The sequence below is a fragment of the Arthrobacter sp. SD1074B genome, assembly GCF_056780195.1.
On record NZ_JBRAZT010000003.1, the window covers coordinates 81,727 to 94,525 of the forward strand.

The 12,799-nt window shown below is 62.8% G+C and carries 12 protein-coding genes and 1 pseudogene; 11 read left to right on the top strand and 2 right to left on the bottom strand.

Going from position 1 to position 12,799, the window contains the following annotated elements; translation table 11 throughout:
• Positions 1–107 precede the first annotated feature (107 nt).
• Positions 108–824, bottom strand: coding sequence for a GntR family transcriptional regulator (locus ACUYM2_RS18790; RefSeq protein WP_476975897.1), 717 nt, complete (start codon positions 822–824; stop codon positions 108–110).
• A gap of 427 nt (positions 825–1,251) precedes the next feature.
• Here ACUYM2_RS18790 and ACUYM2_RS18795 point away from each other — a divergent pair, with 427 nt between their 5' ends.
• The 11 genes and pseudogenes from ACUYM2_RS18795 to ACUYM2_RS18845 all read left to right on the top strand — a co-directional run bounded on the left by ACUYM2_RS18795 (position 1,252) and on the right by ACUYM2_RS18845 (position 10,543).
• Positions 1,252–1,410, top strand: a complete 159-nt coding sequence (locus tag ACUYM2_RS18795) for a hypothetical protein (protein WP_476975898.1) — start codon at positions 1,252–1,254, stop codon at positions 1,408–1,410.
• Between the two features lie 556 nt (positions 1,411–1,966).
• Entirely contained in the window at positions 1,967–2,170 is a 204-nt protein-coding gene (locus ACUYM2_RS18800) for a hypothetical protein (protein ID WP_481601561.1), read from the top strand.
• Between the two features lie 307 nt (positions 2,171–2,477).
• Positions 2,478–3,455: a helix-turn-helix transcriptional regulator gene (locus ACUYM2_RS18805; protein ID WP_476975900.1), complete on the top strand. Its 978-nt coding sequence runs from the start codon at positions 2,478–2,480 to the stop codon at positions 3,453–3,455.
• Positions 3,456–3,644: 189 nt separating this feature from the next.
• Positions 3,645–5,507 carry an FAD-dependent oxidoreductase gene (locus ACUYM2_RS18810; RefSeq protein ID WP_476975901.1) on the top strand — a complete coding sequence of 621 codons (1,863 nt, stop codon included), beginning with the start codon at positions 3,645–3,647 and terminating at the stop codon, positions 5,505–5,507.
• Positions 5,508–5,601: 94 nt separating this feature from the next.
• Positions 5,602–6,450 carry a catechol 1,2-dioxygenase gene (gene catA / locus ACUYM2_RS18815; protein ID WP_476975902.1) on the top strand — a complete coding sequence of 283 codons (849 nt, stop codon included), beginning with the start codon at positions 5,602–5,604 and terminating at the stop codon, positions 6,448–6,450.
• Between the two features lie 5 nt (positions 6,451–6,455).
• On the top strand, positions 6,456–7,028 hold the full coding sequence (locus tag ACUYM2_RS18820) for a flavin reductase family protein (RefSeq protein ID WP_476975903.1): 573 nt from the start codon (positions 6,456–6,458) through the stop codon (positions 7,026–7,028).
• Between the two features lie 29 nt (positions 7,029–7,057).
• Complete coding sequence (locus tag ACUYM2_RS18825) at positions 7,058–8,656, top strand: 4-hydroxyphenylacetate 3-hydroxylase family protein (protein WP_481601562.1); 1,599 nt, start codon at positions 7,058–7,060, stop codon at positions 8,654–8,656.
• Between the two features lie 60 nt (positions 8,657–8,716).
• Positions 8,717–8,912, top strand: a pseudogene (locus ACUYM2_RS18830) (iron-containing alcohol dehydrogenase); the annotation flags it as partial.
• 137 nt (positions 8,913–9,049) lie between these two features.
• The gene (locus tag ACUYM2_RS18835; RefSeq protein WP_350005786.1) at positions 9,050–9,199 is read left to right on the top strand and encodes a hypothetical protein; all 150 of its coding nucleotides are present in this window, start codon (positions 9,050–9,052) and stop codon (positions 9,197–9,199) included.
• 26 nt (positions 9,200–9,225) lie between these two features.
• Entirely contained in the window at positions 9,226–9,483 is a 258-nt protein-coding gene (locus ACUYM2_RS18840; protein WP_476975998.1) for an aromatic-ring hydroxylase C-terminal domain-containing protein, read from the top strand.
• On the top strand, positions 9,467–10,543 hold the full coding sequence (locus ACUYM2_RS18845; protein ID WP_476975729.1) for a maleylacetate reductase: 1,077 nt from the start codon (positions 9,467–9,469) through the stop codon (positions 10,541–10,543). Before ACUYM2_RS18840 ends, ACUYM2_RS18845 begins: the two co-directional genes overlap by 17 nt.
• Positions 10,544–11,438: 895 nt before the next feature.
• Here ACUYM2_RS18845 and ACUYM2_RS18850 read toward each other — a convergent pair.
• Positions 11,439–12,749, bottom strand: a complete 1,311-nt coding sequence (locus ACUYM2_RS18850; protein ID WP_481601563.1) for a PDDEXK nuclease domain-containing protein — start codon at positions 12,747–12,749, stop codon at positions 11,439–11,441.
• Between the last annotated feature and the right edge of the window lie 50 nt (positions 12,750–12,799).

Below are 12,799 nucleotides of genomic sequence, written 5' to 3' on the forward strand. Positions count from 1 at the left end.
GGCTGCTAGGCCAGTCTAGCGGCCCACAGGTCCTCCGCCTTGAATCGGTCATCGGGGTACGGCAGGAAGGCGCGGGCAAATACCCTCCGAGCGTGTCGGACCGCGGATCAGGCGGTGCGGTCCTCTCGCGCCGCTGCAGGCTCGTCCCCGTCGCTCGCGGCTACCCGCCGGTCGAAGTAAGCAGCCAGCAGCTCCCCGGAATGTATCAGGTGATCGTGCATCACGGACCGGGCAGCAGCTGGGTTCCGGTCGCGGATACTTTCCAGCAGTGCCGCATGGTCATCCACGGTGGCCTCGGGCCAGCCTGTGATGGAAGCGTAAAATTCACGGGGCACGTAGCGGGACAGTAGAACCAAGGTCCAGATGATCTTCCGGGAGCCGGCCATGAGGTTGATTTCCCGGTGGAATGCATGGTTTTTCTCTTCCAACAGCAGCTGATCTTTCCGCCGGGCGGCATCGATGAGCGCGTGGTGCAGCGCGTCCAGTTCCTCTATGTCCTCGTCTGTAGCCGCCGCAGCAGCCCGGGCCGCCAGCTCTCCGGCGATCAGTCCCTGGACCTGGAACAGATCGCGAATATCATCGCCGTTGAGCGGGGCCACCTGGAAACCGCGGCGGGGAATCAGTTCCAAAAAACCTTCTACGCGCAGGGCCTGCAGGCCCTCCCGTGCCGGAGTGGTCGAAATGCCTAGGTCCTCGGCGACGCTCTCGGCCAACACGGGTGTCCCCGGTTTCAACTCACCCGACATGATCCGGGCCCGCACATGCGCAGCTGCCTCCTGGCTTAGCTGGGGGCGGGCGGGTTTCTTCTGGGGCTGCCGGGGCATGGAGAGACTTTTCTTTTGGCTAAATATTTGCTCGTACCAAAGATACGTCATGCCAGTGTCCGCTCCCGTGCATCCCGTCGATCTGGTGGTGCCAACCAGTTATCAACGTGCGCGGCTCCGGCCACGTTGATAACTGGTGGACCCGGAGCGCTGCTAAGGAGTCCGGTCAAAAGAAGGGATGTGACGATCGACAGTGACTACCATGGAATGGACCAGATGCTGACTCAGTTCCTCCTCACTTAGGCGACCGAAGCTGCGCACGTAGTTTTCCTGCTCGTACAGAGCCCTCGACGCGGCCAGCTCGCGCTCCGCTAACGTCGCCGTCATTGACGTACCTTTCACGTTTCTGCCGCCGAGCCGGGCCCCGGAGGCGAAACCCATGCCCCTTCCGGTCAGACCTCCGTGCAAACGCCTTCGATACAGACGGGTGGCCGTAGAGAACGAAGCTGCCTCCGGTCTCCTCCATGACCGAGATGTTTGTGTAGCCCGGGCCGAAGTATGCCTGGCCGAGTACGACCTCGACGGCTGGACTATCCCGGATCTGATCAGCAACGACGACGTCAGCCTCTTCCTCAAACGCAGCTGACATCCACACGGCACCCGGGAAGCCCGTCTACGGGCGTGCTTCCCGGGCACTCCTCAAGGAGGCATAACGATGGCAGCCACCCTCAATGACCACACACCCCACCTATAACTCCAACCGACTCCCTCTGGCACCGAGTGCCGTCACACGACCTCTCGGATCCCCATCGCCATCGCCATCGCCATCGCCATCGCCATCGAGCAGCTCGGAATCAAGGACTGCCCCCGGTTTTGTTGACTCTCTGACCTGCCCCAGGTCAGTGAGTCAACCAAAGCCGGGGCATTCCCACGCTTCACGGCTCGCCAACTGGGCTGTCAGTCTCGCCAACTAAGCTGGCAAGCCACACCACTGTCGATTGCCAAGGCAGTTGGCCTATTGACAGGATAGTTGGCCATTCTTGCCAAGGGGCTCTCTGCCCCACCGGCCGAGACCATCACCACGTTAGCGGTGGTCTCCACGGCAGCCTCGACTCGACCTGTATCCCGCCGTCGTACGAATCCTCACCTTTGCGGTTGAGTACCTCGAGCTCTACTGGCCGATCACCAACGGCCACAAGGACATGCTTGTGCACCCACGCCCCGAGCGCCACAAGGACATGTTTGTGCACCCACGCCCCGAGCAACGACGGCTCTACACTCATCTGCGGCCACGCCTGGAATGGATCGGATCGGCCCCGGAAAGCTATCGGATCATCGATGGCGTCGTCGCCCTGATAGCAGCGCTCAGCCTCCGCGACAGCGAATTCCTCCCGCCCCGGTCCTGATGAACGAACCCCACGACGGTTTTTGGCCAACTCCGCTGACAACAGGAGACCATCCGCGACCCTGAGATAGGCGCAATTCTCTTGGCCACCTACCTACTGCGCTGGCCAAGTAGGCTGGCAAGCCACATCCTGCCGTCATTCGTGTCGGTTTCCCCCGGAATCCGTTGATTCAAGAAACGCTCAGGGAAGTCTTCCGGGTGGAGGGTTTTGCCGAGTCTGTGGCAACGGTGTTTTGGGACGAGGTAGAGTTCTTCCTGCGCCGGCGAGCAGGGGACGATCGGCTAGGACAGACTAGAATTGACGGATTATGGCCAGTCAGCAGAATGATCTGCCCGCCCCGCCTCGCGCCTTTCGGTTCACCACGCAGGGCATCGCGCCCGTCAACCGTGTCCAGCTGTGGGAGGGCCATAACGCCAAGGCCTTGATTTCGCTCGATATCCGGACCATCGACGAGTCCCCGCTGCAGGCGGCTGAAGTGAATCTCCAGTTCCCGTCCCTGCGTCTTGCCCACGTGCACGGGACTGCCCAGATTGTGGAGCGTTCGGAATCGTTTATCCGGCAGAACCCCACCGATATGGTGGCGGTTTTCTTCGCCCTGGCCGGTGATGCGTTCTTTTACCACCGCGGCGGCCACGAGTCCCTGAAACCGGGCCAAGCCATCATGTACGATGCAGACCTGCCGTTCATGCGCGGTTTCGCGCAAGGGCTTCAGGAACTTGTCCTTACCCTTCCCCGGTCGCTATTCCTGGAGCTGTCCGGCGGGACTGCCCTCAAGCGACCGGTGCGGTTCGATTTCGGACCTGGCGCGGGCCCTCAGGGGCAGGAGCTCGCCCGGCGGATCCGCGCAGCGCTGGCGGCCGAGCAGCCGACGGACGACGCCGAGGATACCGTCATTGAACTATTCCGCTCTATCGCTTCAGGCGGCAGCGCCGGCAGTGACTCCGGTTATCTGGCAGCCGCCAAAGGATACATAGAACGGCATCACAGCGATCCGGAACTTTCGACGGCGGAGGTGGCTGCCGCCCTTGGCATCAGTGAGCGGCAGCTAGGGCGGGCCTTCGCGGCTGCGGGGCTCACGCCGGGACGATATGTGCTGTGGCTGCGGCTGGACCGCGGCCAGAAGCTTCTGGCTTCGCCGGCCGCGGACGGCTTGAGCATTGGCGAGATCGCCGCGAGGGTCGGTTTTCAGTCCCAGAACTACTTCGCCCGTGCCTATAAAGAGCGATTCAACGCCACGCCACTACAGACGCGCAAGGCAGCCAGGGCAGGCGTAGCGCTGGAGTAGCCCGCAGCTGGAACGGGTCTTTTAGTACTGCGCCGACGCTTTTTAGCACCCGCCGGACGCATCAGCGCCGACCACGTCCAAGGGCGGTAGTGATCTGCAACACTTCCTTGGAAGGCATGGTCCGGCTGCATCACCACCGCAAAGCCCGGCGCCGGCCAATGCGCCCAACCACAACCAACGGAGGTTGTCATGCCAGTTTTCAATGACGGAATCACCGCCACTGCCCGCCCGGAAGGTACCGGCGCCGTCACTACCGACGTGCTGATTGTGGGCTCCGGCCCTGCCGGCAGCTCCGCATCACTGTTCCTCGCCAACCAGGGCATCCCGAACATCATGATCACCAAGTACCGCTGGACCGCCAACACGCCCCGCGCCCACATCACCAACCAGCGCACCATGGAGGTGCTGCGCGACGCCGGCATCGAGGACCAGGTCCTGGCCGAGGCAACACCGCACGAACTCATGGGTGACACGGTCTATTGTGAATCCCTCGCCGGCGAGGAGATCGGCCGCCGCCCTACCTGGGGCACGCGTCCCGATCGGCGGGCTGACTACGAACTCGCATCACCTTCAATGCCGTGCGATATTCCGCAGACCCTGCTGGAACCGATCATGGTCAAGAATGCGGCGATGCGTGGCACACAGGTCCAGTTCTCCACTGAATACCTGTCCCACACTCAAGACGCAGACGGCGTCAGCGTACAGGTGCTGAACCGTCTCACCGGACACGAGTACACAATCCGGGCGAAGTACCTCATCGGTGCCGATGGTGCGCGCTCAAAGGTAGCCGCCGACATCGACCTTCCCATGGAGGGGCTGATGGATATCGGTGGTTCCATGAACATCACGTTCAAGGCGGACCTGACCCACCTCGTGCAGCACCGCCCGTCAGTCCTGTACTGGGTGTTCAACCCGGGCTCCAATATCGGCGGCCTCGGCGCCGGCCTGATCCGGATGGTCCGCCCGTGGAATGAGTGGCTGATCTGCTGGGGCTTCGACATCAACGGTGAGCCGCCGGTCTTGGACAAGGACGAAGCAATCCGGATCATCCGGAACCTGGTGGGCGTCGCGGACCTTGACGTCGAAATCCTGGGCTACTCGCTGTGGGGCAACAACGAACAATGGGCCACCCACCTGCAGAAGGGCCGCGTCTTCTGCGCCGGAGACGCCATCCACAAGCACCCGCCGAGCCACGGACTCGGCTCCAACACGTCCATTCAGGATTCCTACAACCTGGCCTGGAAGCTGGCCGCCGTCATCAAGGGCCAGGCCGGTCCCGAACTGCTGGAAACCTACTCCACCGAACGCGCCCCCGTGGCTAAGCAGATTGTAAACCGGGCCAACCAGTCCAGCCGCGATTACAAGCCTATCTTTGACGCCCTGGGGGTCACGGACGCCATCACGGATCAGGAATTCACCGAAAAACTTCAGCTGCGCAAGGAAAACTCGCCCGAAGGTGCCAACCGCCGCACGGCACTGCGCGCCGCACTCGACGCGAAAGACTACGAGTTCAACGCACAGGGCACGGAGATCGGTCAGTTCTATGAGTCAACGGCTGTAGTGAGCGACGGCGGGGAGCGGCCAGCGCTGACAGAGGATGAGCTGTTGCATCACCAGAAGTCCACATTCCCTGGCCTCCGGCTGCCACACGCCTGGCTGGGAGACGCAAAGTCCAAGTACTCGACCCACGACATTGCCAAGGGCACGGGTTTCACCATTTTCACCGGGATCACCGGTGAAGCATGGGCAGACGCCGCGGCCAGAGTTGCCGATCGCTTGGGCGTCGAGCTCAAGGCAGTGGTGATCGGTGAAGGCCGGGAGGTCCAGGACCTTTACGGGGATTGGCTCCGCCAGCGCGAAATAGAAGAGGACGGCGTCATCCTGGTCCGCCCGGACAAGCACATCGGCTGGCGCGCCCACGCCATGGTTCAGGATCCGGAAACGGCGCTCTCTGCTGTGCTCGCCGAAATCCTGAGCATTGATAAGAACGATTCCGGCCACTTCGCAGAGGAAGCCGAAGCCGTTCTCGCCCCCGCCGGTCTGGGCCGCTGACGACCGACTGCCCAACTGGTGCGGGGCCCAAAGTGGGGCTGAGGAATCACGGAGTCCGCTCACGCACACAGGATGTATCGACAAAGGAGTCATCATGACAGTAGAAACCCAGGCAACCGCCGCCGCTTCAGGTGCAGGCGCAACCGCCCGCTTCCGCGAGAACAAGCACTTCGCCGCGGCCACCAGCCAGGAACGCGTCAGCAAGATTGCCGGCCGCGTCATCAAAGCCATCAACGACACTGTGCTGGAAGAAGAGGTCAGCTACGACGAATACAACGCCCTGAAAGCCTGGCTCATTAAGGTCGGCGAAGACGGCGAGTGGCCGCTGTTCCTTGACGTCTGGGTTGAGCACTCGGTCGAGGAAGTGGCCAATGCGGACCGGCACGGCTCCAAGGGAACCATCGAGGGACCGTACTACCTTCCGGGCTCGCCCGAGCAGCACTCCCCGGCAACACTTCCGATGCGTGACGATGAACCCGGCACCCCTCTCCTCTTCCAGGGGCATGTCACCAATGTTGCCGGCCAGGCCCTTCCCGGCGCCAGCATCGAGATCTGGCATGCAGACGATCTGGGCTTCTACTCGCAGTTCGCGCCTGGCCTGCCCGAATGGAACCTTCGCGGAACTGTGGTGGCGGACCAGGACGGCAACTTTCAGATCAACACCATGCAGCCCGCGCCGTACCAGATCCCTACGGACGGTGCCTGCGGACAGCTCATCGCCGCGGCTGGTTGGCACGCGTGGCGCCCGGCCCACCTGCACCTCAAAGTGTCGGCGCCGGGGCATCAGCTCATCACCACCCAGCTGTACTTCGAGGGTGACGAACACGTGGCGGATGATATCGCTTCGGCTGTGAAGCCGGAACTGGTGCTTGCCCCGACTAACCGCGCCGATGGCGCCGGGCGTGAAGTCACCTACAACTTCGTTCTGGACCCGGAGGAGTGAGGGAAATGACTCAGGAAGCAGTCCCCGTCGACCCGCGCGAGTTGCGGAACGCTTTCGGCCAGTTCGCCACCGGCGTCACCGTTGTGACCTGCCGGTCCGACGACGGTGTCCCGCACGGCGCTACGGTGAACGCCTTCACCGCGGTGTCACTGGACCCGCCGCTCGCCCAGGTGACGCTCACCCGCACCTCGCGGGCCGCGCAGTACCTTGACGGAGCCCCCTTCGCCATCAACATCCTCTCCCAGGACCAGTTGGACGTTGCCTGGCACTTCGCCGGCAAACCACTGTCCTACGAGCCGGCCTGGGCCCTGGACGGAAACGTTCCGATCCTGCTGGAAAACAAGGCAACCCTGGAATGCACACCCTGGGCGATCTACGACGGCGGCGACCACATCATCGTCATCGGCGAAGTCCAAAAGCTCGAGGTAACAAACCGCGAACCCCTGCTGTTCTTTGGCGGGAAATTCCGCGAAATCGGACCCCTGACCGGCTCGAGCCACTGGCACCACAGCGGTGACTCACTGGAATCCGGCTGGTTCTCAGGAGCGGACTCCTTCAAAGCCTTCAACAGCATCTAAACCCGCAATTCTTACCGAAAGGAATCGACATGACCGAGATCATGGATGACACAGCACCCACCACCGCCCCCACGATGGGTGAGCGGACTACGCCGGCGAACCCGAAGATGCCGATGACGGGGGACGAGTACATCAACTCGCTCAAAGACGACCGTGAGGTCTGGATCTACGGGGAACGGGTCAAGGACGTCACCACCCACCCCGCCTTTCGGAACTCGATCCGTATGGCGGCCCGGTTGTACGACGCGATGCACAAGCCCGAGCTGCAGGACAAGCTCATGGTCCCTACCGACACCGGGTCCGGCGGCAAGACCATGTCCTTCTTCCGCACACCGCACAGCGTCGAGGACCTTAAGAAGGACCGCGTCGCGATCGAGACCTGGGCGCGGATGAGCTACGGCTGGCTGGGCCGCTCGCCCGACTATAAGGCGGCGTTTCTGGGCACCCTCGGCGGCATGCCGGACTTCTACGAGCCCTTCCAGGAGAACGCCAAGCGCTGGTACAAGGAGTCACAGGAAAAGGTCCTGTACTGGAACCACGCGATCATCAACCCGCCGGTGGACCGCCACCTCCCGCCGGACCAGGTCGGCGATGTCTTCATGAAGGTCGAGAAAGAAACCGACTCAGGGCTGATCGTCTCCGGCGCCAAGGTCGTCGCGACCGGATCGGCGATCACCAATTACAACTTCATCGCCCACTACGGACTGCCGATCAAGCGCAAGGAATTCGCGCTGATCTGCACGGTCCCCATGGATGCCCCCGGCGTGAAGCTCATCAGCCGTGCCTCGTACAGCCACCAGGCTGCCGTGATGGGTACCCCGTTCGATTACCCGCTCTCGAGCCGGATGGACGAGAACGACTCCGTCTTTGTTTTCGACAAAGTCCTGATCCCGTGGGAGAACGTCTTCGCCTACGGCGACGTGGAGAAGATCAATAACTTCTTCCCGCAGACCGGCTTCATCAACCGTTTCACCTTCCAGGGCGTGATCCGCCTCGCCACCAAGCTGGACTTCATCGCCGGACTACTGATGAAGGCCCTGGAAGTCGCCGGCACGCAGGACTTCCGCGGCGTCCAGACACGCGTCGGCGAGGTGCTGGGCTGGCGCAACATGTTCTACGCCCTGATCGACGGCATGACACTGAACCCGGACCAGGGCCCGAACGGCACCGTGCTGCCCAAGCTGGACTACGGCCTGTCCTACCGGATGTTCATGTCCATCGGCTACCCGCGGATCAAGGAAATCATCGAACAGGACGTCGCGTCCGGCCTGATCTACCTGAACTCCTCCGCGCTGGACTTCAAAACCCCCGAGATCCGCCCGTACCTCGACAAGTACGTCCGCGGCTCCGACGGCGTCGAGGCCGTGGACCGGGTCAAGCTCATGAAACTCCTCTGGGACTCCATCGGCACCGAATTCGGCGGCCGCCACGAACTCTACGAACGGAACTACTCCGGCAACCACGAGAACGTGAAAGCCGAGATCCTCTTCGCAGCCCAGGCCCAGGGGACCACGGACTACATGAAGGGCTTCGCGGACCAGTGCCTGGCCGAGTACGACCTCGACGGCTGGACCGTGCCGGACCTCATCAGCAACGACGACGTCAGCCTGTTCTTGAAACGACACTAGCCGACGGGAAAAGGTTGCAGGTACGGCACGGCATTCCGTGCCGTACCTGCAACCGGCTCGTCAGTAGCGCGATCCGCCCACACCGACCTCCTGGTCGCTGTGGGCGGGGGTTCCGCCGTCGCCCTGGCAAAAAGCGATCGCCGGGACCACCGGACTTCCCATCGTCGCGGTACCCACCGGTTACGCCGGTTCAGAAACCACCAACGTCTGGGGAATCACGGAGGAGTCCTCGGGTAAGACGCAGAAAAACACCGGCCGGCCTCGGATTCCGCGAAGAGCAAATACCCGAAGCCGTGTATCTCATAACGCCCCACGTGCCGCCGTCGAATCCCGCAGCACCGTCGCTGCGGACCTGGAACCGCTGCTGAAATCCGCTTGGAAGGGAAAGACCCCATGATTTTTCTGGCGCATCACCTGGGACTGCTGTTCCACGTCACCCGCAGGCAGGACCTGGCACTGTGGGAGGCCGAGCTGGCGGCCCCCACCGTCACATTGACCTCGTCCGCCTGGGTGGGCTGGCACGAAGTGGACCCCGTGGACTGACCGGGCAGAATTCATCGGCGCAGCCCGTGGCTGATGGGTTTCCGGATTGGTCAGCCGCCGCGCAGAAAGTCAGCGACCGGCTCGGCGTCACCCTCGGCTCCGTCATCGGCCCGGGCCAGGACGTCACGGACCTATACTGCGACTGGGCGAAACTGCGCGGCGTGGCCGAAAACGGCCCCGTACTGGTCCGCCCTGATAAACACGTCGGCTGGCCCACGGACCGCTTGCCGGGTGATCCTGAAGGCGCCCTTTACAGGAGAATTGACCATGAACCTGTCTTTTGAGCATGTGACCCTGGGCCAGCGGGTCCTTTTCGGCACCGGCGCGGCCGCTGCGAACCTCGCCGCGGAAGTCGCCCGACTGGGCGCACAGCGGGTGATGGTGATCGCCTGGGACCGTGAGACACCGGTGGCCCGCACCGTCGCCGCTGACATCAAGGTGGCGCTGTGGCACCACGACGTGGTGATGCACGTGCCGATCGAGGTCGCCGAGAAAGCGAGGGCCGCCGCCGCTGAAGCCGGCATTGACCTGCTCGTCTGCGTGGGTGGGGGCTCGACGACAGGACTGGCCAAGGCGATCGCCATGACCTCACGCCTGCCCATCATTGCCGTGCCCACCACCTACGCCGGCTCCGAAACCACGAACGTGTGGGGCCTGACCGAATCGTCCCGGAAAACCACGGGAGTGGACGACGCGGTGCTGCCCGTCACGGTCATCTACGACGTCGCACTGACCCTGTCCCTGCCGGTGGAGATGTCCGTCGCGTCCGGCCTGAACGGCATGGCCCACTGCATCGACTCGATGTGGGGCCCGCGGGTGGACCCGATCAACGCCGCGCTCGGCGCCGAAGGTATCCGTGCCCTCAGCCGCGGACTGCCCCTGATCGCGGAGGACCCGTCCGGTACCGAAGGACGCGAGCAGGCCCTCTACGGCGCGTACCTGTCCGCGGTCGCCTTCGCCTCCGCAGGGTCCGGGCTGCACCACAAGATCTGCCACGTCCTGGGCGGGACCTTCAACCTGCCGCATGCGCAGACCCACGCCACCGTGCTGCCCTACGTCCTGGCGTTCAACGCACCCGCCGCGCCCGAAGCCGCGGCCCGCATCGCCGCAGCCTTCGGGACCGCGGACGCCCTGACCGGGCTCCAGGATCTCCGTAAACGCATCGACGCCCCGAAGGCGCTGGCGGACTACGGCTTCACCGCCGACGGGATCGCCGAAGCCGTTGCCATCGTCCTCCCCGCCGTTCCGGCATCCAACCCACGCCCCGTCACCGCCGAAAACCTCACCCGCCTCCTCCAGGCAGCCCTCACCGGTGAAGACGCCCGGGTCCTCCTGGACCTCTGAGCCGGCCTCTGATCATGCCGCCAGCGCACGCTTCCTACCCCGAACCTAAGGAGTACAGCATGTCTAACACCACCGATGCCCGGGCGTCCATCAGCCCCGAGCGGGCCTGCTCAAAGGTTTTGCCACACGGCCGCTTGTGTAACCGGACTAGTCAGGTCCAAATTACCTGGCTCGCGGGTGGGGAGATAGTCCGGTTACGGCACACCCCAACCTGACGTCAGGCACTCCTCCGAATGGCTGTCGGAATAGGGTCCAAAATGCCATTTCCAGACACTGGTTTGAGAAGGTCATAGATTTCAATCTGACGTTTCGGCGCGGAGACTTCGATGGCAGGTCAACGAATCGGGTACATCACGGTGCGCGCCTCGGAACACCGACCAGTCCGGCTCCACCGCTCTTGATGCGTACGATCTTGGAGCTCCAGCCATCGAACCTGTTCGGCAGCGCAACGTGGTGACCGCAGCCAATTGTCCGGACGGTGTCTGGACAATTGGCTGCGGCAAAGGTGCGCTTGTTGTTCACATTGGTACGGGAGAACCTCTGAGTGGCGAACCATACGACGCGACAGTCCGTGACTACCGGAGTCTGTAAGTCGTTTGCCCGGGGCAGAAAATCGGAAATACTTAGGGCGAACCCCTGGCTAGATGAGATGTCCCCGATCGAGTCAATCCGGGACATGCGCGTCAAGGACGTTGCGGAAGTGGCTGTCGCGATAATCGGGGACAGATCCACGGCTGACGCCGCCCTATGCCGCCACGGGCCTGGCGTCAGTTAAGGGCCATTCGTGGATCCAGGATCGCATGATCCTCGTACGGCCGTCTCAACCCGTTGCCGCGCACTATCGAGACGGCCGATGGGCCCTTGTGATCGCGTTCTTCCGCACTTCAAGAATTCACTAAAGCTTCCAACTTATATGCTTTCGGAATCGCTTACCTGGTTGAGAATTACGCAGCCCGGCCTGCGGCCGAGGGCGTGCGGGAAGATGGGTGGCGGGTCGGCAAGGCAGTGATATTGCGACCAGTTCGTGCGGAGTCGACCCGGATGGGCAGTTCGTGGATTTTGGCATATCCCTGCAGTTGTTCCAGCGCGTCCGGCTCAACCAGGCCTGTGACAGGTCGACCTCCACGCCCAGGCCCCGACTGAGGCTGCTTGTGCGTTGGACTATGGGATAAAGCGCTTGAAGGCTGGAGGTGGTCACATGGCCTGTCGCTGCAATCTGGATCTGTGCGCCATCAAGGGCTGGGGGGAGCTTGTCGTAGGTGTAGGCGGCGACGGCCATGGGTGAGGTGGAGCGTCCCAGGCTGTACCGGACGCTGCGGTCGTTCTTGGTCCCGCAGATCAGGATCCCGATGGTTTCGTTGTGGTGGTCCCGCCGGAGCACGTCGTCGACGAGTGCGACGTAGAAGTTGAGTTTTCCAGCGTATTCGGGCTGGAACTTCCCGGTCTTGAGTTCGATGACGACGTAGCGTGATTGTTCGATGTGGAAGAAAAGTAGATCCACGTAGAAGTCATCGCCGTCGACGTCGAAGTGGACCTGGCGGCCGACGAAGGAGAAGCCGGGGCCGAGTTCGCGGAGGGTTTCGGTGATCCTGCTGGTAAGGGCGTTTTCGAGGTCGCGTTCGGCGATCTCGCCCGTCAGGCCTAGGAATTCAAAGTTGTAGGGGTCCTTGGCGACCTGCTGGGCCAGTTCCGAATCCTGCGCAGCAAGCTGCTGCGCAAAGTTGGATGGTGCTGCGCCGGTCCGCTCCAGCGTCTTGTTCATGATCATGTTCAGCAGCACGTTCCTGGACCATCCGTACTCGATGGCTGCGGCGGCATAGGCCTGGGTGCGGGCGGTGTCGAGTTTTTTGTCGAGGAGGACCATGATGTGGCCCCAGGGCAATTGCGCAGCAGGTTGCTGCGCAATTGGCCCCTCGGTCCAAGTTCCTGCAAAAGTCGTCATGTACTGGATGTTGCGGGCTGAGAGTCCCTTCATATCCGGGAACTCCTTACGGAGGTCTTCCGAAAGCCGCTTGATGACTTGGCTCCCCCACCCCTGTTGCTCCTGCTGAATACGCACTGCCTGTCCGATGGACCAATACAGCTCGATAAGTTGGGTGTTGACGGTCCGGAGTGCTTTGCTGCGCGAGGCCCGGACACGGGTCTTCAGCTCACCCAGCAGATCGGTGTAGCCGGAGGGGAGGGCGAGATCGCGCGGTTCAGTCATGGGTTCCATCCTAAAGAGCCGCCCGGACGGGCGAGCTCGCGAGTCCCCGC

What these genes read in the sequence shown, in the direction of transcription:
- ACUYM2_RS18790 (WP_476975897.1), bottom strand. Translation starts at nt 824, where the DNA reads ATGCCCCGGCAGCCCCAGAAGAAACCCGCCCGCCCCCAGCTAAGCCAG.
- ACUYM2_RS18800 (WP_481601561.1), top strand. Translation starts at nt 1,967, where the DNA reads ATGCTTGTGCACCCACGCCCCGAGCGCCACAAGGACATGTTTGTGCAC.
- ACUYM2_RS18805 (WP_476975900.1), top strand. Translation starts at nt 2,478, where the DNA reads ATGGCCAGTCAGCAGAATGATCTGCCCGCCCCGCCTCGCGCCTTTCGG.
- ACUYM2_RS18810 (WP_476975901.1), top strand. Translation starts at nt 3,645, where the DNA reads ATGCCAGTTTTCAATGACGGAATCACCGCCACTGCCCGCCCGGAAGGT.
- catA (WP_476975902.1), top strand. Translation starts at nt 5,602, where the DNA reads ATGACAGTAGAAACCCAGGCAACCGCCGCCGCTTCAGGTGCAGGCGCA.
- ACUYM2_RS18820 (WP_476975903.1), top strand. Translation starts at nt 6,456, where the DNA reads ATGACTCAGGAAGCAGTCCCCGTCGACCCGCGCGAGTTGCGGAACGCT.
- ACUYM2_RS18825 (WP_481601562.1), top strand. Translation starts at nt 7,058, where the DNA reads ATGACCGAGATCATGGATGACACAGCACCCACCACCGCCCCCACGATG.
- ACUYM2_RS18835 (WP_350005786.1), top strand. Translation starts at nt 9,050, where the DNA reads ATGATTTTTCTGGCGCATCACCTGGGACTGCTGTTCCACGTCACCCGC.
- ACUYM2_RS18845 (WP_476975729.1), top strand. Translation starts at nt 9,467, where the DNA reads ATGAACCTGTCTTTTGAGCATGTGACCCTGGGCCAGCGGGTCCTTTTC.
- ACUYM2_RS18850 (WP_481601563.1), bottom strand. Translation starts at nt 12,749, where the DNA reads ATGACTGAACCGCGCGATCTCGCCCTCCCCTCCGGCTACACCGATCTG.